This window comes from Bacillus sp. V3-13 (assembly GCF_002860165.1).
Taxonomy (GTDB): domain Bacteria; phylum Bacillota; class Bacilli; order Bacillales; family Cytobacillaceae; genus Bacillus_BJ.
Map to the genome: position 1 here is coordinate 32,056 of NZ_PGUZ01000027.1, position 21,962 is coordinate 54,017.

Genomic DNA, 21,962 nt, shown 5'->3' on the forward strand with positions numbered 1-21,962 from the left:
AGATGAAAAAATTAGTTGCGGTACAACCAAGAGAAGCTGCGTTGCTGGAATATGAAGATCGCTCCGTTAAACCGAATGAGGTAAAAATTAAAGTGGAGTTTGCTTCGCCAAAACACGGTACCGAAGTTGTCGATTTCCGTGGACAAACTCCATTTATCGATGAGGACTTTTCTGAGGAATGGAGAATGTTCATGCCGCGTGAAGAAGGGGCAGCAAGGGGAATTGTCTTTGGACAGTTCCAATTAGGAAATATGGTTGTTGGCAAGATTATTGAAGCTGGCAGCGAAGTGACCGAATATCAGGTTGGAGAAACAGTGTGCACTTATGGACCGATTATGGAAACAGTTATCGTCAATGCTGTAGATAATTATAAGTTGCGCAAAATGCCTGAGGGGGCCAAGTGGCAGAATGCTGTATGTTATGACCCGGCGCAGTTTGCGATGAGTGGCGTAAGGGATGCCAATGTCCGTGCTGGTGATTATGTAGTCGTTGTCGGACTGGGTGCGATTGGCCAAATCGCGATTCAGCTGGCGAAAAAGGCTGGTGCAAGTATTGTTGTCGGTGTCGACCCTCTTGAACGTCGCCGTGATATCGCTCTTCGTAATGGGGCAGATGCTTGTTTTGACCCGACATCATGTGATATTGGATATGAAGTGAAAAAGCTGACTAACAAAATCGGTGCGGATTCTATTATTGAAACTAGTGGAAATGCGGGCGCTCTTCAATCCTCATTAAGAGGGATTGCTTATGGAGGTATCATTTCCTACGTAGCTTTTGGCAAGCCTTTCCCTGCTGATACATTGAATTTTGGACGTGAAGCGCATTTTAATAATGCAAAGATTGTATTCTCAAGGGCAGCAAGTGAACCAAATCCGGATTACCCGCGCTGGTCCCGCAAGCGCATAGAAAATACATGCTGGGAGATGTTAATGAACGGTTATCTTGATTGCGAAGATCTAATCGATCCAATCGTCACTTTTAAGGAAAGTGCTGAAGCATACATGGAGTATGTGGACCGGCACCCCGAGCTAAGTATTAAAATGGGCGTGCGGTTTTAATCAGTTAAATGGATAGGCTCATTCACTTCAAAAAAAAAGATATATAGTTTAGCAGTTAGTACACCAGTGAAAAGTTCAGAAAATGGAATTTCCGAAAAAATAAGGGGGTGTGTAGCTCCCTTCTTCTTCAAGGAGGATGACAATGAAAATCGGTACTCAAAATCAACCCTTTTTCCCGGAAGATATAAAAGAAAAGTTTCGCTACTTAAAGAATGCCGGTTTTGAAGGCTTTGAAATTGATGGGAAATTACTGGTTGATCATTTAGATGAAGTTAAAGAAGCGATCGCTGAAACCGGACTGCCAGTCACAACCGCTTGCGGCGGATATAATGGCTGGATCGGTGACTTTATAGAAGAACGGCGGCTAAATGGGCTGGAAGATATTAAGGAAATCTTAACCGCACTGCAGCAGGCAGGAGGAAAAGGAATTGTCGTTCCTGCAGCCTGGGGCATGTTTACATACCGCCTCCCGCCAATGGTATCCCCGCGCAGCCAGGCTGGTGATTGGAAAGCGGTGAGTGAATCGCTTGTTTATTTGGATAGCATTGCAAAAGAAACAGAAACGACGATTTTTTTAGAGCCATTAAACAGATACCAGGATCATATGATCAACACTCTGGCGGACGCCCGGCGTTATATTGAAGAGAACACCCTTCGAAATGTGAAAATCATTGCAGATTTTTATCATATGAACATCGAAGAAGATAACCTTTCGCAAGCTTTGCACCAAAACCGGGATCTTATTGGGCATATTCATGTTGCAGACAATCATCGTTATCAACCCGGAAGTGGTTCGATTGATTTCCGAAAACTTTTTGATCAATTAAAAAGCGATGGTTATGATGGCTATCTGGTGTTCGAATGCAGGATTCGGGGAAATGATCCCGAAGCTGAATACTTAAAAGCATTAAAACATTTACAGCAATGTTTAGTTTAAAGGTGGTAGAATACCGTGTCAAAGATGAAAGTAGCTATTATCGGCGGAGGGCAGATAGCAGAGAAAGTTCACGTTTCTTACTATAAGTCGCGCGATGATATTGAAGTCGTGGCTGTAGTCGGCCGGAACGAAGAACGGGTAAGGAGCTTTGCCGGGCGAAATGGCATAGCACGGTATTATACTGATGCGGCTGCCATGTATCAAGCAGAAAGCCCGGATATCGTAAGCGTCTGCACTCCCAACCACTTCCATTTTGAAAATGTCATTCAGGCGCTGGAATACGGCTGCCATGTCTTATGTGAAAAACCCCCGGCGATTTCAGCCGATCAAGCGAAAAAAATGCAAGAAACAGCAGAAATAAATGGATGCGTTCTTGCCTATAATTTTCATCATCGTTTTGCAGAAGATGCTCTTATCCTCAGAAATAAAGTGAAGGATGGGCTGCTTGGTGACGTTTATTATGTCAAAGCACAAGCATTAAGGCGGTCCGGAATACCAGGATGGGGGAATTTTACAAGCAAATCACTGCAGGGAGGGGGCCCGTTAATTGATATTGGCGTCCACATGCTCGATTCTGCATTATACGTGCTGGGTTTCCCGAAAGTAGAAAAAGTTACGGCGAAAATGTTTCAGAAAATCGGGACAAAAAAGAGCGAAGGATCATTTGGAAGATGGGATCCGGCTAAATACGAAGTAGAGGATTCTCTTTTTGCATTCATTGAAATGGAAGGTGGCATTCTGTTGCAACTGGAGACATCCTTTGCCTTGAATATAAAGGAATCTTCTGTTATGAATGTCGAGTTTTCGGGTGATCGTGCAGGAGCTACACTTTTTCCTGCACAGATTTATTCGGATGAGAAAGGAGAACTGGTGTCGCACTTTAGCAGAGAAAACGCAGATCCAGATCGTCAGGTTAAAAGTATGGCAGCCTTTATCGACCGTTGCTTAGGCAAGGACGTGATGCTGGCGGATGGAAAACAGGGGTATTTCATTCAGCAACTAGTAGAAGCGCTTTATAAATCTGCTGAAAAAGGTGAGAGTATATTTTTATGAAGCAAGAACAAGTCATTTATGAAAATCACTTCAGTCTCCATCACATAAATAAATATGCCAGTTTAATGGCATTAGGAAATGGCTATTTAGGTGTCCGTGCTGCACACGAAGAAGACTATGCCGAACAAACCCGCGGGATGTATGCAGCCGGCTTCTTTAATAAAGCTTCACAAAATGAACCGTCAGAGTTAGTGAATTTACCCGATATGGCAGGAATGCGGATTGAAATCGAAGGAGAGATATTCTCACTATTAAATGGAGAAATTCTTTCTTATAAACGGATATTAAATCTTGTAAATGGGGAGTTAAAACGTGAAGTTTTATGGAAAAACAAAGCCGGTGCACGGTTCAGCTTAGTTTTTCAACGCTTTGTTGCAAAAAATAATTTGCATTTGCTGGCCTCGAAACTGACTGTAACCAGTTTAGATCGAAAGGCTAAATTAAAAATTGTTACAGGAATTAATGCACAACAAACAAACTTCGGGAAACAGCATCTTATTGAAGAAAAGCTGCGGGTATTTGAAGAAGAAGTGATGCAAGGAGTCTATAAAACGACTCAATCAGGACATATTGTTGCACTGGCGGCATCTTGCAGTTTCCCGGTGGAAAGCGATTTTTCTTTTGCGGCAAAAAACAGGCAATTGCAATTAACCATCAATCATGAGCTAACTTTAAATACACCATTTGTTCTTGAAAAAATCGGCACGGTTTTCACTTCACTTGATCAGGGTGAAGCCGGGAAGGATCCTGAAGCTGCAAGTGTAAACGAGTTAAGAAAGTACACATCATGCGGGTATGATGTTTTACTCGGCATGTCAGCCCTCTATTGGAATAAATTTTGGAAAGAAAAACGTGTAAAGATCACATCGGGTCATGATTTTGATCAGGTTGCAATGGATTTTGCCCTCTATCATTTGGAAATCATGACACCTGCGCATGATGAACGTTTCAGTGTCGGTGCCAAAGGATTGACCGGAGAAGGCTATAAAGGGCATGTTTTCTGGGATACGGAAATATTTATCGCGCCTTTTCACCTCTTTACGAAACCCGAGACAGCAAAAAAACTGTTGCGGTACCGTTATATGCATTTAAAACAAGCACAAGAAAAGGCTGCTCAAAATGGTTATCAAGGGGCTTTGTTCCCCTGGGAAAGCGCTCTTTCAGGTGAAGAAGAAACACCTGAATTTGCAGCCATTAATATTAGAACCGGCACTCGGCAAAAGGTCGCTTCTGCTTTAGCGGAACATCATATTGTTGCGGACATCGCTTATGCTGTAGTCCAGTACTATCAAGCTACCCTTGACGAAGAGTTTATGAAAGAAGAAGGGCTTGCCTTACTTAAAGAGACGTGCCGGTTTTGGATTAGTCGTGCAGAAGAAGATGGGGAAAAACTTTCGATAAAAGATGTAATTGGTCCTGATGAATATACGGAACATGTTGATAACAACGCCTATACTAATTATATGGCACACTACAATGTGGAACAGGCTCTTTATTTTATGAATAAGTATGGGGATTCTGATCAGCTACTTGCGGATGAGGGCCGTCAGTTTCTTGCCCGCCTGTATTTACCGCAGCCGAACGAAAACAAGATTATTCCCCAGGATGATACATTTTTGAGCAAACCTGAGATTGATCTGTCCGTTTATAAGCAAAAGCAGGGCAGCCAGGCAATTTTACTGGATTATTCCCGCCAGGAAGTAAATGATATGCAAATTCTGAAACAAGCGGATGTCGTTATGCTGTTATATCTTTTGCCGGAGCTGTTTCAGAATGAGGTTGCGGCCAAAAATTTGCACTATTACGAAGAACACACCATACACGATTCGTCATTGAGTAAAGCAATTCATGCAATTGTTGCTGCACGTTGCGGCGATATCGATGCGGCTTACCGTTTCTTTCAAGAAGCTTGTTTAATAGATTTAGGTCCGAATCCTCATTCTTCGGACGAGGGAATTCACGCTGCATCCCTGGGGGCTTTATGGCTGACTGCCATCTTTGGATTTGCAAATATATCATGGAAAGATAATCATCTGTCGTTAAACCCTAAATTGCCAGCCAATTGGTCCGAACTTGCTTTTCCACTACATTGGCAGGGTGTCCGTTTAGAAATGGTGTTAACCCATCAACACATCGTGATAACGAATCCTTCCAAGCAAGATTTAATGGTGAAAATAAATGGAGTGGAATATCGTTTATCAGAGAAAATTGAAGTCGCACTAGAAGGAGAAGACAATGCAAATTGTCACCGCACCGATTCATTTAAGAAAGTTTAGCTGCAGGTTAAGTGCCGTAAGCGTTTTAAACAGGCTTCAAAATATTGGAACAGCTCGGAATGCCGAAGAAAAGAAGGAGAATCGGGATGAGTAAAACAGATCTGGATGCCGTTGTATTTGACCTGGATGGGATCATTACGGATACAGCACATTATCATTTTCTAGCCTGGAAGCAATTGGCGGCAGAACTGGGAATCAGGATAGATGAAATTTTTAACGAGAAACTAAAAGGGATCAGCCGGATGGACTCGCTTGAATTAATTTTACAAGAGGGCAATCGGCACAATGATTTCACTTTATCGGAAAAAGAAGAGTTGGCAAAAAAGAAAAATCTTAATTACTGTGTTTATTTAAAAGAATTGACACGGGAGGATGTTTTACCGGGGATTGTGGAGTTGATTTCGAATATAAAAGCAGAAGGAGTTCCGATTGGGCTTGCCTCTGTTTCGAAAAATGCCCCTGCTGTCTTAAAAGCGCTGGATCTGGAAGATGTATTTGATTATTGTGTGGATGCTGCAAAAATAAAGAAATCGAAACCAGATCCGGAAATTTTTTTAACAGCATGTGAACAACTTGGTGCGAGACCACAACATTCAATAGGCATTGAGGATGCTGAAGCAGGAGTCGACTCCATCAAATCCAGTGGAATGTTTGCTGTTGGCGTAGGTACCGGTCTTTATAGAGCTGATTATATGGTTAAAAACACTAGTGAACTTCATTGGAACAAAATCAAAAAAGCTTATAGCTCCAAAAAATAATCATTCAAAAAAGAACGTGAAGGGCCCCCTCCACGTTCTTTTCTATGTATGTTTTTTACAAAAGGGATATAAATGAGAGATCAACAAGTTCAATAAAGGAACAGGATTGATTCCTGTTCCTTTGTTGAGAATTAATCATGCATATTTTTGTTCGTTGATTTCACGAATAACTGTAGAATAAGACCAGAGTAAATGTTCAAAAATGGTATACCAGCTTTGTGTAAGAGCGTATTTTCTTCCTTCCAGCCCCATTTGGATTCTCAAACTATCATTTTTTATAAGTTGAGTAACCGCGTTTGCAAATTCGTGCGCGTTACCCGGTGTACATAAATTCCCTGTAATCCCTTTTTGAATAATGTTTTTTACGCCGCCTGAATCGGCACCAATCACAGGTGTTCCACTCGCCAAAGCTTCAAGTACGACATTGCCAAATGTTTCAGTCGGAGAAGGGAAAACAAATAGGTCTGAGGCAGAATAAACTTCAGCTAAATCCTGGCCTTTTAAATATCCGGTAAAGAGCATGTTATCCGGCGCTTCATGTTCAAGTTCTTCACGTAAAGGGCCATCTCCGATCACGAGCCATTGAATTTGTCCGCTTATTTGGGCTGGCAGTAATTGTGCCGCTGCCAGTAGTGTTTTCAAATCTTTCTCAGGTGCCAGCCTGCCAACATAGGTAAGCAGGTACTTTCTTTTGATTCCATAATTCTTGCGGACTTTCAATTTATCATAATGGGGATGAAAAAGCTGGCAATCGACACCTCTTCCCCAAATTTCGAGATTTGTAAAGCCGCGCCGTTTGAGCTGATTTAATGTTTCATGCGACGGGACAAAAAGTTTTTTAAATGGCCGATGAAACCAATTCATATATTTCCAAACAATTGCGGAGAGAAATTCGAGATTGTAGAACTGCAAGTAGTAATCGAAATTAGTATGATAAGAGCCTACTAGTGGTATATTTAATTTTTTTGCATAATAGATACCGCAAAGGCCAATGTTAAACGGGGTTGCTACATGGATTAGATCCGGAGAGAAATGCTCCAATTCCGACTTTAGATGCAGAAGATTTGGAAAGGCCAGGCGGCATTCGGGATAGATGAAAAACGGGAGACTCTTAAAACGATGAATATGGTCGGAGACATATTCACCGGACCCCGTCTTGGGGGCAAAGATTTTAAAGGTTATATTTTGATCACTTAAATAGTTGGTAAAACGCTTTAGCGTCCGGGCGACCCCATTAATATCAGGATCATAGGTATCTGTGAAAATGGCAATCTTCATATCGTCCAACCTCCATAAATACCTGATAAATCATAGCAAAAGCCTGCAACCGATGAGCCGAGGATCATCCCGGAAATGACATCCGAAGGATAATGAAGTCCTAAATAAATTCTCGAGATGCCAACGCAAAGACCTAACGGAATGAGGATGAATGCCAGTGCCGGTATATGAATCACAAACGGCATAATCACCGAAAATATTGCTGTTGTATGTCCGGACGGAAAAGAATGGTCTTGTAACGGATTGGCCGGGATCTTCGTTTTTTCCAACATTAAATAAGGCCTTTTCCGGGGATACAGCTTTTTTACAATACTGACAGGGATATGACTGAATAAAAGGGCAAGTGCGCTGGCAATCGCAGTTATTCTTGTTTGGCTCGTCGAAAAGATCATCATGATCAGCACCGTTCCAATCGTAAATGCAGCTCCACCAATGTGAGTAATGGTCCGGAAAAACAGATTTAAATACTTATTGTCAAAGTAGCGATTTACTCCTTGAAATACTCGACATTCAAAGTCATAACAGGCACGCAATAAACTCATCATCCAACCCCCTATATGGTATAAAACCTCAGATGCTGCTATTTTTCGTGTATTTTGGTGTAACAGCTGGTCGCCCGATCGATATATAAGTAATCGGGTGCTTTTCAATCTCTGTCAAGGAATAACAATTTCGCCCATCGATTACGATCGGTTCGTTCATATACATTTCATATATTTCTAACGGAGCATGCTTAATTTGTTCCCACTCTGTCGCAATAATGGCTGCCTCTGCATCTGCAAGGGCCTCGCGGATATCCGTTGTATACCCGATTGAGTTTCCGAGCACTTTCTGTGCATTTGGTATCGCAATTGGATCAAAAGCTGTAACAATCGCACCCTCTTCAAGTAATTCTTGCACAATCGTTAAGGAAGCTGCTTCGCGGACATCATCTGTATCCGGTTTAAACGCGAGACCGAGCAAGGCCACCTTTTTTCCTTTTAGGCTTCCCAAGATTTCCTTGGCTCTGGCCACTGGCAATGACATTTGGCGATTGTTTACTGCGATGACGGATTTGAGCAACTCAAATGGATGTTGAACATTGCCGGCAATCTGAACAAGGGCTTTCGTATCCTTCGGAAAGCAGGAGCCGCCATATCCAATACCCGCTTGCAGAAAATTGTGCCCAATCCGCTGGTCTTTGCCGATTCCGTATGCGACCTCTTCGATATTTGCGCCAACTTTTTCACAAATCGCGGCAATTTCATTGATAAAGCTGATTTTCGTTGCCAGAAACGCATTAGAAGCGTACTTTATCATTTCCGCACTCTTCACATCGGTTTTTATAATAGGCGTCTTCAGAGGAAGATAAATTTGTTCCAAAACCGCTGCTGCTTCGGGACTATCAGTGCCAATCACAATCCGGTCTCCATGGAAAAAATCAAGGACCGCTGAGCCTTCGCGAAGAAATTCCGGGTTTGAGACCACCTCAACCTGGAGATAAGGCGGCTTTATACTCTGGATAATCTGTTTGATTTGCTCATTTGTTCCAACGGGAACGGTGCTTTTCGTACAGACGATCACATCATTAGTAATATACTGAGCTATTGTTGCAGCTGCCACATGGATGTACTCCAGATTGGCAGTGCCATCCGCTTGTTCTGGTGTTCCAACGGCAATAAAAACGATGTCGGCTTTTTCATACGCCCATTGCGGATCCGTTGTGAATTGTAGCCGTCCGCTGCCCAGATTTTGTTCCAGAAGGGATTCCAGCCCGGGCTCATATATTGGAGAACGTCCGGCTTGGAGCATGGTAATCTTCTCTTCCTGAATATCTATACATGTCACTTGATGGCCCAATTCAGCTAAACAGACACCTGTCACCAAACCAACATAACCGACTCCTGCTATCGTAATATTCATTCAAATCCCCCTGGCAAATAAAGTTTGCTTATATTCATTTTATTAAAGGAAATGCATGTTTTTCTTGACCCAGTGTTAAGAAATTGTAAAAATTTTGTATGTAAACAGATTGTTTTTGAACACAGCTCTAATCTTCACTGTCACTCATTCGATAAATCCAAACAGCGAGCTGCAAGGGAATCGCATCGCTTAATAATTGCGGGTTATAACCTGTAAGCTCCTTGATTTTCTTGATCCTGTAAACAAGGGAGTTTCGATGAATATACATATTGTTGGCGCACTCCCCAATATTAAGATTGGCTGCGAAAAAATGCTCCAGGGTTGCGATCAGTTTTTCTGGTAAATTGCCAAGAACGCGGTTGGAAAATTGCCGCTTCGCGCGTTCATCGAGGTGAACGAGGAGAGCTTTCATTTCAACTTCAGAATATGTTGTGATCACTTGTTCGTTGCTTGCCAATAGTAGAGTACTTAGGGATTCTTGATAGGAATGGCGGATGTGTGTTTGAGCGCTTGCAATAGAACCAATTCCTATATGCACAGAAATATGTTTAGAATGCAGTTGCTTGGAAGCTAACGCCAATTTTTTTATAAAGCTTGTTTCCGGCATGTTTGACGTTAAAATAAATAAGCGGTTAGCGGTTGAAAATCCAATCAGTGCTTGTTTAACAGCAAAAATATCCTCAAATATCTGTATAATTTCTGTGTTTTTTAACTGGTTTATTCCTATTTCCACCAACCCGACTTGAAACGGTGCTTCCATTTCTATCCCGAGCAAATTGAGCCTTTGTTTAATCGTGTCGATATGATCTCTATCCTTCAGTAAGTCCTCAAAGACCTGTTCTTTTAAGCGCTGCCTCCACTCGATCTGCGCGGCAAGAAAAGCCTGGTGAATCATCATTTCGGTGATCATTTTCACCAGCTCGCCAAACTCCCTTACTTCCGTAGTATCTCCAGTTATTCCGATGACACCAATAATAAGGTCCTGAAATTGGATAGGCAGATTAATTCCCGGATGGGCCCCGCTCCATTCGTGCAAATTGCTTTCATTTATAATTAAAGGTTCACCTGTTCGCAGCACTTCTAATGCTCCAAAGTGTACTTGATCAATGCGGTCCGGGTCGCCTGAAGCAATAATCGTTCCTGTCTCATCCATAATATTAATATTCCGATTTAAACGGATCATCGTTTGTTCGACAATTTCTTTCGCCATCTCCCGGGTTAACATATGACCCCATCCTTGCCATAAAGATTTATTATTTATTATAGACAAAAAAATCCCGAAATCTATAATATTTTTTATTGATATAAACCGATGAATTGATAGTTTCCGCAGACTATAATAAAAATAAAATATTTATATAAGGTGGGACATTGCATGAAGGTTGTTATTGCGCCCGACTCTTTCAAAGGATCTTTAACAGCATATGAAGCAGCACTGGCAATTGAAAAAGGCGTCAAAAAAGCGGCGCCGGAAGTTGATGCGGTTTTAGTACCGGTTGCAGATGGGGGAGAGGGAACAATGGACAGTTTAGTGGCTGCAACCAACGGCAGGAAGGTAGATGTGATTGTGAACGGACCCTTGGGTGGAGAAGTTAAAGCAGCGTATGGAATTCTCGGGGACCAACAAACATGCATCATTGAAATGGCGAGCGCTTCAGGGTTGTGCCTGATAACCTCTGAACAGCGCAATCCCATGGCTGCGACGACTTTCGGAACAGGACAATTGATTAAAAAAGCGCTGGATGATGGCTGTCGCAAATTTATTCTGGCTATTGGCGGCAGCGCTACTAACGATGGCGGGGTTGGGATGCTGCAGGCTCTCGGCATGAGATTGCTGGACTCTCACAGTGTTTCAATCGGTTTTGGCGGTGCTGAGCTATCCCGGATTGCGACCATTGACGATCGGGACTTTGACCCGCGCATTGCCGAGGCGGAATTTTTGATTGCGACAGATGTACAAAACCCTTTAGTCGGCCCAGATGGAGCGACCTATGTATTTGGACCGCAAAAAGGGGCAACTGTTGAAATGTTGGAAATCCTTGATGCGAATCTGCAGCATTGGGCTGATTTAGTTGAAGAAAAGACCGGAATTCGGCTGCATGATAAACCGGGTGCCGGTGCGGCCGGGGGCATCGGCGGAGCCTTTCAGGCGTTTTTTCCGGCAGTAACGAAAAGGGGAATAGATATCGTCATCGAGTATACAGGACTGGCGGAAAAATTATCCGGAGCCGACTGCGTCTTTACGGGAGAAGGCCAAATTGACTTTCAAACGGCTTCAGGTAAAACACCAATGGGAGTTGCAGAGGAAGCAAAGAAAAATGGAATTCCCGTTTTTGTTCTGTCCGGATCGATTGGAAAGGGAATTGAAACGTTGTACGAACATGGGATCCATAGTGTGCACAGTATTGTAAACGCTCCGATGACGCTTCAAGAAGCGATCGAAAGAGCAGCCGGACTTCTCGAGCAATCCGCGGAGCAAGTCATGCGCACATACTTGGCACCTTAGGCATTAGGAGACAGAGAGATGGGATGAGGCTCTCTGTTTTTTTGTGTTTGCATCTGCATAATTTCGTCAGAATTGATCTATTGAAACTTTTGAAATTCTGCTTTGTATTAGATATTGTTAAAGCGATAGCAATATTTTGAAGTTTCAAGCCGGGTTAGACCGGTTTCAGATTTCAACAAACGGCATATTAGAATCAATGTTTTAGGGAACAATTAGCAAAGCAGCATTTTTAATGGATCATCACCTTTTTTAAAATATTTACATACTTTTTGAAACAAGATCTGAATCAGAGCTTTCTGCTTGTTTGGAGGAGATTTTAAATGAGTGATTTTTACAGGAAATCAACAGAAGAAGTGATGAGGGAGTTAGATGTTACTGAGCACGGTTTAAATACGGAAGATGTTGAAAAAAGGCGCGGGCAGTACGGTTTTAATGAACTGGCAGAAGCGAGACGAAAAAGTGCTGTCCAAGTGTTTTTCGAACAGTTTAAAGATTTTCTGGTGATCATCCTGCTTGTAGCAGCCGTTATTTCGGCCTTTTTAGGGAAGTTTGAAAGTACGATTGTTATCCTGATCGTCGTCATCATTAATGCAATACTGGGTACAGTCCAGCATATTAAAGCGGAGCAATCACTCAGAAGCTTGAAGGCTCTTTCTTCGCCAACAGCCAAGGTTTTAAGAAACGGGCATAGAACCGAGATTCCCTCAAGGGAATTGGTGGTCGGGGACATTCTTTTTTTGGACGCCGGTGACTATGTGAGTGCAGATGGCCGGATCCTTGAGTCTCATAGCTTACAGGTGAATGAAAGTTCTCTTACAGGTGAATCGGTCAGTGCGCTAAAGTCTGTCGAAGCGATTGATGAGGACGACGTTCCAATTGGCGATAGAAAAAATATGGTCTTTTCAGGCAGCTTCGTCACTTACGGAAGAGCCGTTGTTTTAGTAACTGGAATCGGGATGAATACGGAAATCGGGAAAATCGCGAATCTCCTCGGTACAGCAAGAGAGAAGAAAACGCCTCTTCAGGAGAATTTGGATGATTTCGGAAAAAAGCTTGCCGTTGTCATCATCATCATTTCGATCATTATCTTTGGCCTTGATTTGTTCAGGGGCCGTGAGATTGTTGACTCATTTATGTTTGCCGTCTCCCTTGCTGTCGCCGCGATTCCGGAAGCTTTAAGTTCAATCGTTACCATCGTGCTTGCATTTGGTACGCAGAGAATGGCCAGGGAAAATGCGATTATTAGACGGCTTCATGCTGTTGAAAGTCTCGGAAGTATTTCTGTTATCTGTTCAGATAAGACAGGAACATTGACACAAAACAAAATGACCGTCCAAAAGGTGTTTGTTAACAATAAGGTGCTGGATCAGAATGAACTGAATTTGGACCGGCCTCTGGATAAAAAGCTTTTATTGATGGCTCTTCTCTGTAATGACTCAATTACCGAGGAAAAAAAGGAAATGGGAGACCCGACAGAAATCGCCCTCGTCAACTTTGGAGAGAAATACGGGCTGGATGAACTGAAGATTAGAGAAGAGTATCCAAGAATCGGTGAAATCCCGTTTGATGCTGATCGAAAGCTGATGAGCACTGTCAATAAATATAACCATAAATCCGTGATGTTTACAAAAGGTGCACTGGATGTGCTGCTTGCAAGAACAGTCAAGATCGAAACTTCAGAGGGTGTAACAGAGCTTACTGAAGAGCATAAGCGGGAAATCGAAATAGTAAACAGGGATTTTTCAAGTAATGGATTAAGGGTTCTTGCGTTTGCCTATAAAGACGTCAATGACCCGGATATCAGCCTCGAAGATGAAACAGGCTACATATTTGCAGGCCTGACAGCGATGATGGATCCGCCAAGGGAAGAGTCGGAAGAGGCGGTCAAAAACTGTATTCGAGCAGGCATCAAGCCCGTTATGATCACGGGGGACCATCGAATAACAGCAAGTGCGATCGCCAGGCAAATCGGAATTTTGCGGAATGATACGGAAGCCGTAGAGGGCAAAGAAATCGAAAAATTATCCGATGAAGAACTGCGGAACAGGGTTGAAAATATATCTGTGTATGCAAGGGTATCTCCTGAGCACAAAATCAGGATCGTCAAGGCGTGGCAGGAAAAAGGGAACGTCGTGGCAATGACGGGCGACGGAGTAAATGATGCGCCGGCCTTAAAGCAAGCCGATGTCGGGATTGCGATGGGAATTACCGGTACAGAGGTCGCGAAAGATGCTTCATCAATGGTTTTAACAGACGATAACTTCTCGACAATCGTTAAAGCGATTTCGAACGGACGAAGCATATATGAAAACATTAAAAATGCGATCAGGTTCCTGCTGTCGGGGAATACCGGAGCAATTTTTTCGGTATTGTACGCTTCATTGGGTGCATTGCCAGTGCCTTTTGCACCGGTCCATCTTTTATTCATCAACTTGCTGACAGACAGCCTTCCGGCGATCGCGATCGGGTTGGAGCCGCACAACGAAAAACTGATGAAAGAGAAGCCAAGGGATATACATACGCCGCTCTTAAACAAAGAATTTGCAATACGGGTCGTTATTGAAGGTCTCCTCATCGCGGCAGCTACGCTTATTGCCTTTCATATCGGCTTGTCGACCGGGGATGCTGCCATTGCCAGTACAATGGCTTTCGCCACTTTATGCATGTCGAGATTATTCCATAGCTTTAACGCAAGAGCGAAGGAATCGATTTTTAAAATCGGGTTATTTTCAAATAAATTCATCTGGTATGCTGTTATAATTGGCATTTTATTATTGCATCTCGTCCTATTGTTCGAACCGCTCATGGACGTGTTTGAAGTAGCCGCATTAAACAGGGCACAGCTTCTCTCCATATATGGTTTATCGTTAATGCCGTTTGTCGTGATTCAGTTGTATAAATTGATGTTTGTAAGAAGCGACAAATAAACGCATTTGCAAAAGTATCAACTCACCATAATCAGCCTCCCTTTTCCGGAAAAGGGAGGTCGTTTATTAACCAATACTAAATTATTCCGGAAAAATAATAGAAATGTATTTCTTGACGCAGCCATCACTTCATTAACTTTAAAAAATTCCTGATGTTGTGTGAATTTTCAATGTTTTTTTATTTTTAATATCTGCCAAAAACAAGTTTAGGTCAATATATTTACATTTTTATAATTATAAGATATTATTTTAATATTATTTGCGCTTAATCTGAATTAAAGAACGGGGGAACCAATTCGGCGGCTTTGCCGCATGGGGTGAATTCATGAATGAAAGGGCATTTTGTTTCCAAGTCCTAACCCGACAGCTAACCTCGTCAGCGTCTTAGAGGGAACAGTATGAAAATTGTTTCTGTTAAACAAGACACCCACGTGTCTTTTTTTGTGGAAGCAGGGCAGCCATCGTGTTTCCCTCACCGAGATTACTGCTTTGGCAGCATAGAATATGACAGAAGGTGAGGATGTAGATGAAAAAGATTAGTTTAGCAGGCCAAATTTTTATCGGTCTAATTCTCGGAATTATTGTGGGGGCTTTATTTTACGGAAATCCGGAAGTGGCCTCATATTTAAAACCAATTGGAGACATATTTCTCCGTTTAATTAAAATGATTGTCGTGCCGATAGTGATCGCAAGTATCATTGTTGCCGTAGCAGGTGTAGGAGATATTAAACAGCTCGGTAAAATCGGCGGTAAGACGATATTATATTTTGAAATCATTACGACAATTGCAATCATTGTTGGGATTGCCGCAGCGAATATATTCCAGCCTGGCGCTGGTGTTAACATGAGCCAGCTGGACAAAACTGATATCGCAAGTTATGTTGACACAGCTGAAAGTCAGGAAAGTAAATCGCTTGTCGATACATTGGTAGAAATTGTCCCAACCAATCCAATTGCGGCCGTGGCAGAGGGTGACATGCTTGCAATCATCTTCTTTGCGCTTGTGTTCGGTTTGGGGATTTCTGCAATCGGTGATAAAGGAAAACCGGTGATTGCCTTCTTCCAGGGAACTGCAGACGCCATGTTTTATGCAACCAACCAAATCATGAGATTCGCTCCGTTTGGTGTTTTCGCATTGATCGGAGTAACGGTTTCCAAGTTTGGGATTACATCGCTAATCCCGCTCGGGAAATTGGTGCTCACAGTATTTGGAACGATGATTTTCTTTGTGATCATTGTTTTGGGAGTAGTTGCGAAACTGGCAGGATTCAGTGTATTTAAATTGATTAAGATTTTGAAAGACGAATTAATATTGGCATTCTCGACGGCAAGCTCAGAAACAGTATTGCCAAGAATCATGGATAAAATGGAGAAGATCGGATGTCCGAAGCATATTACTTCTTTCGTTATTCCGACTGGCTACTCCTTTAACCTCGATGGTTCAACGCTTTATCAAGCACTTGCTGCCATCTTTATCGCCCAAATGTATGGAATCGATATGAGCATCGGCGAGCAGATTTCGTTAATGCTTGTGCTGATGGTAACTTCGAAAGGAATTGCCGGAGTTCCGGGCGTATCATTCGTCGTTCTGTTAGCCACATTAGGAACTGTTGGCTTACCTGTTGAAGGTTTGGCATTTATCGCTGGAATCGACCGAATTCTTGATATGGGACGAACAGCTGTAAACGTAGTAGGAAACTCTCTTGCGGCAATTGTCATTTCTAAATGGGAAGGTAACTTCAACCCTGCTCAAGAAATGGAGCCAATTGAGCAAGCTTCATAATAGAAAATAACAGTCAGGAGAAAGGGGATTCCTTATCCTGGCTGTTTTTTGTTTAAAATGGCAAACTTATGATTCGAAAATAGGAAAATTTATCTTACCTGTGATATTTGATACTGTATTCTAGTTTGGAAGCGCTTACTATAGAAACGTACTGACAAAATTCTATAGTTAGGAAAAGTTAATAAATTGGGGTTGATAAAACTGAATCTAGGAACAGCTCTCGAAGTCGCCGTAAATAGGCACCCGGATAAAATTGCTGTCATTGAAGGAGAATCCCATTATAAATTTTCAGATTTAAATTTGGAAGTAAACAAACTTGCTTTTTCCATGCAAAAGCTCGGAATCCAAAAAGGGGAACGAGTGATGGTTTTGTTTCAAAACCAAGTAGAATGTATTCTTATCTTTTTTGCCGTCCAAAAATTAGGAGCGATTTTTGTTCCGCTTCATTACCACCTTTCGATAAAAGAAGTTCAATACTGTATCAATGATACGGAGCCGAAAATCATTTTCTGCGATTACGGTCGCATCGATTATATGGACAAAATTAAATTTAATAGAAAGCCTATTCTCATAGACATTTCACCATTAGGCGGTGATATCAGCTTTCAGGAATTGATCCTGCGGGGAGCAGCTGATTTTGAGACTACAAGATTTGATGATCATGAAATAGCAATGATATTGTACACCCTGGGAACAACCGGGATTCCGAAAGGAGTTCCACGCTCACATAAAAGCGAATATTCATCGACGATAACCTTCATAAATGAAAATAGATATAAGCCTTTCGAGAGAACCTTGGGTGTTATACCGCTTTGCCACATCAGGGGAATTCGAATGATTCTTTCGATGATTGTTTTAAATGGAACCTATATCATTCCATCCCCATTTTTTGATTCCCTGGACTTACTTAATTTAATTTCTAAAGAAAAAATCACATGTTTATTTATGGATCCGACTAAATACTATGAGCTTTTAAATGACCCTAACATCAAAGATTTTGATTTATCCTTTCTGAAGAAAATTGCCTATGGTGGCGCTGCAATGCCGGAGGATCTAATAAAAAAATGCATCCAGCTATTAAACCCGGAATCCTTTATTAATTACTATGGTTGTACAGAGATTTTCACAATTGCCACCTGTTCTGTACTTGAGAACACAAAAGGGTGTGTTGGGAAACCGGGTGTTCATCAGAAGATCCGGCTTGTGAACCCTGGCAAGGTCAATCTATCTGCACCACAAGATTTAGTTAAAAGAGGAGAAGTGGGAGAAATTATCGTCCATATTGAGTCTATTGAGGCTTTTAGTGGGTATTGGAAACAGCCGGATTGGTCAGGAAAAGCAATACGGGATAATTGGTTTTTCACCGGGGACCTTGGTTACATAGATGATGAGGAGGACTTGTTTATTGTTGGCCGGTTAGATAATATGGTGATTTCTGCAGGGGAAAAGGTTTTTCCGGAAGAGATCGAAAAAGTATTGCTCAGCAACCCAAAGGTAGCGGAAGCTATGGTACTGGGTGTAAAGGATCAACATTGCGGGCAGACAATTGTCGCCTATATCGTTCCAAACGATTTAACACTTACCATTCAGGAATTAGATTATTATTGTAAAAACCATTTATCCAGTTTTAAACGTCCAAGAAAATACAAAATTTTAATGGAATTACCGATAGGATCAAATGCATCTCTGTCTACCTAAAAAAAAACGTGTGAAAACAATTGTAATGCATAAGGGGAGATTCACTTGGCAGGGTTGTTGATATTGGATTATGAGAAAATCATTCGTCAGGAAATTAAATTAATGCTTCAAGAAAGTCAATATAATCACCTATCAATTTACGAATCTGATTCTGGAAAAAGTGCATTAAGTATTTTTCAGCAAAAGAGGCCAAGTTTGGTCATGATGGATTTATCACTGCCGGATGTGGATGGAATTCAATTGGGTAAGGAATTAATCAAAATATCCCCACAGGTCGCGATCATTGTCCTGTCTCAACTAAAAATGTTTGAAATCGTTGAGGCTTCAATCAATGCCGGTTTTTGTGGATACCTGATGAAACCTCTTTCCAAAGGAAAGCTTCTCAATGTCGTGGATAGGTTGCAAATCCCGGATCTTATTCAACATTCACCTGGTTTGCGCGAAGAAACTGAGTCAGTTGATGATTTAAAAAATCCGGTTAAACATGCTTTAGACTTTATTCACAACAAATACCAAGACGAAATTACACTGCATGAGGTTGCGAATTATGTTTATCTCAGTGACTGTTACTTCAGCCGTTTATTTAAAGCCGAGATGAAGATTTCATTCATTGAGTACCTGAAAAAATACAGACTAAATCAAGCTAAAAAACTGCTTAAAACAACATCTTTCCCAATCGAAGTAGTTGCCAATAACACAGGGTTCGCAAACGCAAGCTACTTCACAACCACTTTTAAACGAATGGAAGGTAAAACACCCACTGAATACAGGGGAGACTTTGTTAAATTATTTCATAAAAGCTCATTAAAAGGATGATAAATCATTTTTGGTTTTGTTTCGCTTCTGACTGATAGTAAGTGTTGCCTTTAGTATTAACACTTACTATCAGCCTTTTTGTTTTGTTCTGATAGGTTGAATGAATTTAACATTCCAATAAATATTTTGCTAAATATCAAGAATCTCAGCAAAAATGTTAAACCCAAAAGGTCAAAATATTTTATCTGGGTAAAAACGTACCACTTATAATTTAGATAGTTAATTAAATCAATTAATTAAGTAAGTCTTTTTAGGGGACTTGAGAAATATGAACTATAGAATTTCGGGTTCATTTTAATGAGTTCTCTGTCATTTTAGTTTTTATTGAAAACGTATTCACGAGTCGTTATTTCCAAGACCCTTTTGCCATTGGCCATTACATAGTCGCTCATAAGCAAGTAAGGGGGCGAGTAATAAGAGGGAAAAGAAAATTCCTCTTTATTAAAAAAACAGTAATAAACGTAGTCAGGAGGGGGACCATAATGAATCAAGAAGTACTGTTAGAAATGCGGGGGATTGGTAAGAACTTTCCGGGTGTTAAAGCACTTAGTAATGTGGATTTTACAATCCGGGCAGGTGAAATTCATGCACTCTGTGGAGAAAATGGAGCCGGGAAATCCACCATGATGAAAATTTTGTCTGGAATATATAATCCAGATGAAGGTGAAATTTTTTTTGAAGGTAAGTTAGTGCACATAAATAAACCTGATGTAGCCCAAAAACTTGGAATCGCAATTATACACCAGGAGTTAAGTTTAGTTCCTGAATTAACAGTCGCCGAAAATATTTTTATAGGGGACTATCCTCAAAAAATTAGGGGGGTTGTCGATTGGAGAAGGATGAAGTATGAGGCTGAGCGTGTTTTAAATCAAATGGGTTTTGATTTGGAAGTAGATGCAGTAGTAGGTACATTGGGAATAGCCAAACAACAAATCGTTGAAATTGCGAAGGCTCTTCATAGGAAGACAAGAATTGTTATTCTAGACGAACCAACTGCACCATTAGCACCACAGGATGTGGAAAGATTAATAGAGCTAGTAAACAAATTAAGAAGTGAAGGTTTGGGGATCGTTTACATATCTCATAAACTTCCAGAGGTTTTCAGAATTTCAGATCGTGTCACTGTTCTAAAGGACGGTCAACATGTGGCAACAAGAAATACAAAAGAGTTGAACCGGGAGGACTTAATTAAATTAATGGTGGGCCGTGAGCTTTCACATATGAGATTAGGTTCTATATCTAAGAAGGAAACAAAGGTTTTATCAGTGAAAGGTTTAAGTACACCAAATTTGCTGCAAAATATAAGTTTTGACCTTTACAAAGGTGAGGTACTTGGGATAGCAGGACTCGTTGGAAGTGGCAGGACGGAATTAGTAAGAGCAATATTTGGAGCAGATCCATGTAAGGCAGAGATAAAGTTGAATGGCAAGATTTTGTCAGTGCATTCTCCCCGAGACGCAATTAAGCAAGGTATTGCTTTATTGCCGGAAGACCGTAAATATCAAGGGTTGATTCTAGGAATGTCTGCACTGGAGAACATGACGATATCTGGATTGGACAAATTATCCAGGCTCGGTGTGGTAAATAAGAGAAAAGAACAGGAGGATGGCAAAGGATTAGTAAGTAAGCTTCAAGTTCGTGTAAGCGGTTTATCCCAAGAAACAAGAACATTAAGTGGAGGAAATCAACAGAAACTGATCATTGCCCGTTGGTTATATAAGAATGCAAAGGTCTTAATATTTGATGAACCGACACGGGGAATTGATGTGGGAGCAAAAGCCGAAATTTATCACCTGATCAATGAATTTGTAAAGGATGGAGGTTCTGTTATCGTTATTTCGTCTGAGTTGCCTGAAGTTTTGATGTGTGACCGGGTTCTAGTAATGGCAGGCGGAAAAATAGTAAAAGAAGTATCGCATGAAGAATCATCCGAAGAAAAAGTAATCCAATATATGTTATAAGAGGTGAGTGGGTTGAAAGCTAACCAAGAGATATTAAATATGCCGGCATTTGGTGCAAAATTGTCTTTTTTAAAGTTGCTTACAAAAAATTATTTATTCATTTTTCTGTGTATACTTGTGGTTTTTTGCTCATTTCTATCAGATAAGTTCTTAACCTTTGACAATATGAGTAACATCCTTCTGCAAAATTCCGTTATCGCATTCTTGGCTTTAGGACAATTGCTGGTTGTCATAACTGGGGGGATTGATCTTTCGGTTGGATCTGTAGCCGCTCTTGCAAGTGTATTATCAGCCTCGTTTTTAGGAATGGGAATGAACCCTATCTTAACCATCATTTTGGTTATGATACTGATGGCGGTTGCAGGGTTAGGAAATGGGCTTGCCGTAACCTATGGCAAAATAACTCCTTTTGTTGTGACACTTGCAACGTTAACAATCTATCGAGGCTTGGCTTATATTTTTCAGGTAGGTTCCTTGGTTACGATTGAAGATAACACATTTTTGGCAATTTTGGCGGGCAAGACGGTTGTTGGTGGAATTTACACTCCAATCATCATTCTTTTTTTAACACTTGGAATTGCAATCTTCATGCTGAGGATGACGACATTTGGCAGAAGACTTTATGCAGTCGGCGGAAATTCAGAGGCTGCACGGTTGGCCGGTGCACCAATCAATCGTGACATTATTATCGCATATGTCATTAGTGGTGCTTTAGCAGGACTGGGTGGATTGATGACTACTGCTAGATTAAGTACTGGCAGTGCATTATATGGACAGGGGTATGAGCTTGATGCTATTGCTGCTGTTGTGGTAGGGGGAGCCTCGTTAATAGGAGGCAAAGGCTTTGCGTTAAATGCTGTTTTGGGAGCCTTTTTAATCGGTATTATCCGCAACATATTAAACTTGACAGGTGTTGCCTCGTACCCGCAGATGGTCATTCAGGGTTTAATTATTTTGGTCGCTGTTCTTTTGACAACAATGGCAGCCAGGAAGAAAGCATAAAAGATTC

16 protein-coding genes and 1 riboswitch are annotated in these 21,962 nt (G+C 41.4%); of the genes, 12 read left to right on the forward strand and 4 right to left on the reverse strand.

Annotated features, from left to right (window positions below; translation table 11 throughout):
* Positions 1-2 precede the first annotated feature (2 nt).
* The 5 genes from CU633_RS10545 (at position 3) to pgmB (ending at position 6,082) form a co-directional block, all read left to right on the forward strand.
* Positions 3-1,058, forward strand: coding sequence for a zinc-dependent alcohol dehydrogenase (locus tag CU633_RS10545; RefSeq protein ID WP_101660205.1), 1,056 nt, complete (start codon positions 3-5; stop codon positions 1,056-1,058).
* Between the two features lie 142 nt (positions 1,059-1,200).
* Positions 1,201-1,995 (forward strand): sugar phosphate isomerase/epimerase family protein, encoded by a 795-nt coding sequence (locus CU633_RS10550; protein ID WP_101660207.1) that lies wholly within the window; start codon positions 1,201-1,203, stop codon positions 1,993-1,995.
* 24 nt (positions 1,996-2,019) lie between these two features.
* Positions 2,020-3,048 carry a Gfo/Idh/MocA family protein gene (locus tag CU633_RS10555; protein ID WP_101660358.1) on the forward strand — a complete coding sequence of 343 codons (1,029 nt, stop codon included), beginning with the start codon at positions 2,020-2,022 and terminating at the stop codon, positions 3,046-3,048.
* Positions 3,045-5,324 carry a glycoside hydrolase family 65 protein gene (locus CU633_RS10560; RefSeq protein WP_101660209.1) on the forward strand — a complete coding sequence of 760 codons (2,280 nt, stop codon included), beginning with the start codon at positions 3,045-3,047 and terminating at the stop codon, positions 5,322-5,324. The genes CU633_RS10555 and CU633_RS10560 overlap by 4 nt, the downstream gene beginning before the upstream one ends.
* An 86-nt stretch (positions 5,325-5,410) precedes the next feature.
* Entirely contained in the window at positions 5,411-6,082 is a 672-nt protein-coding gene (pgmB, locus tag CU633_RS10565; RefSeq protein ID WP_101660211.1) for a beta-phosphoglucomutase, read from the forward strand.
* A gap of 135 nt (positions 6,083-6,217) precedes the next feature.
* Here pgmB and CU633_RS10570 read toward each other — a convergent pair whose 3' ends face one another.
* The 4 genes from CU633_RS10570 to CU633_RS10585 form a co-directional block, all read right to left on the reverse strand.
* A complete protein-coding gene (locus CU633_RS10570; RefSeq protein WP_101660213.1) occupies positions 6,218-7,360 on the reverse strand; it encodes a glycosyltransferase family 4 protein in 1,143 nt (380 codons plus the stop codon).
* Positions 7,357-7,905: a phosphatase PAP2 family protein gene (locus CU633_RS10575; RefSeq protein WP_101660215.1), complete on the reverse strand. Its 549-nt coding sequence runs from the start codon at positions 7,903-7,905 to the stop codon at positions 7,357-7,359. The genes CU633_RS10570 and CU633_RS10575 overlap by 4 nt, the downstream gene beginning before the upstream one ends.
* A 25-nt stretch (positions 7,906-7,930) precedes the next feature.
* Complete coding sequence (locus tag CU633_RS10580) at positions 7,931-9,262, reverse strand: UDP-glucose dehydrogenase family protein (protein ID WP_101660217.1); 1,332 nt, start codon at positions 9,260-9,262, stop codon at positions 7,931-7,933.
* Positions 9,263-9,389: 127 nt separating this feature from the next.
* A complete protein-coding gene (locus CU633_RS10585) occupies positions 9,390-10,487 on the reverse strand; it encodes a CdaR family transcriptional regulator (RefSeq protein WP_101660219.1) in 1,098 nt (365 codons plus the stop codon).
* Positions 10,488-10,637: 150 nt separating this feature from the next.
* On the opposite strand from CU633_RS10585, the gene CU633_RS10590 reads away from it, so the two are divergent.
* The 7 genes from CU633_RS10590 to CU633_RS10620 all read left to right on the forward strand — a co-directional run bounded on the left by CU633_RS10590 (position 10,638) and on the right by CU633_RS10620 (position 21,955).
* The gene (locus tag CU633_RS10590) at positions 10,638-11,768 is read left to right on the forward strand and encodes a glycerate kinase (protein WP_101660222.1); all 1,131 of its coding nucleotides are present in this window, start codon (positions 10,638-10,640) and stop codon (positions 11,766-11,768) included.
* 320 nt (positions 11,769-12,088) lie between these two features.
* Entirely contained in the window at positions 12,089-14,695 is a 2,607-nt protein-coding gene (locus CU633_RS10595) for a calcium-translocating P-type ATPase, PMCA-type (RefSeq protein WP_101660224.1), read from the forward strand.
* Positions 14,696-14,947: 252 nt separating this feature from the next.
* Positions 14,948-15,092: riboswitch (cyclic di-AMP (ydaO/yuaA leader) on the forward strand.
* A gap of 129 nt (positions 15,093-15,221) precedes the next feature.
* Complete coding sequence (locus CU633_RS10600) at positions 15,222-16,478, forward strand: cation:dicarboxylate symporter family transporter (RefSeq protein WP_101660226.1); 1,257 nt, start codon at positions 15,222-15,224, stop codon at positions 16,476-16,478.
* A 186-nt stretch (positions 16,479-16,664) separates the two neighbouring features.
* Positions 16,665-18,176 carry a class I adenylate-forming enzyme family protein gene (locus CU633_RS10605; protein ID WP_101660228.1) on the forward strand — a complete coding sequence of 504 codons (1,512 nt, stop codon included), beginning with the start codon at positions 16,665-16,667 and terminating at the stop codon, positions 18,174-18,176.
* A gap of 45 nt (positions 18,177-18,221) precedes the next feature.
* Complete coding sequence (locus CU633_RS10610; RefSeq protein WP_101660230.1) at positions 18,222-18,992, forward strand: helix-turn-helix domain-containing protein; 771 nt, start codon at positions 18,222-18,224, stop codon at positions 18,990-18,992.
* Positions 18,993-19,474: 482 nt separating this feature from the next.
* Entirely contained in the window at positions 19,475-20,953 is a 1,479-nt protein-coding gene (locus CU633_RS10615; protein WP_101660232.1) for a sugar ABC transporter ATP-binding protein, read from the forward strand.
* 12 nt (positions 20,954-20,965) lie between these two features.
* On the forward strand, positions 20,966-21,955 hold the full coding sequence (locus CU633_RS10620) for an ABC transporter permease (protein WP_101660234.1): 990 nt from the start codon (positions 20,966-20,968) through the stop codon (positions 21,953-21,955).
* Positions 21,956-21,962: the final 7 nt, after the last annotated feature.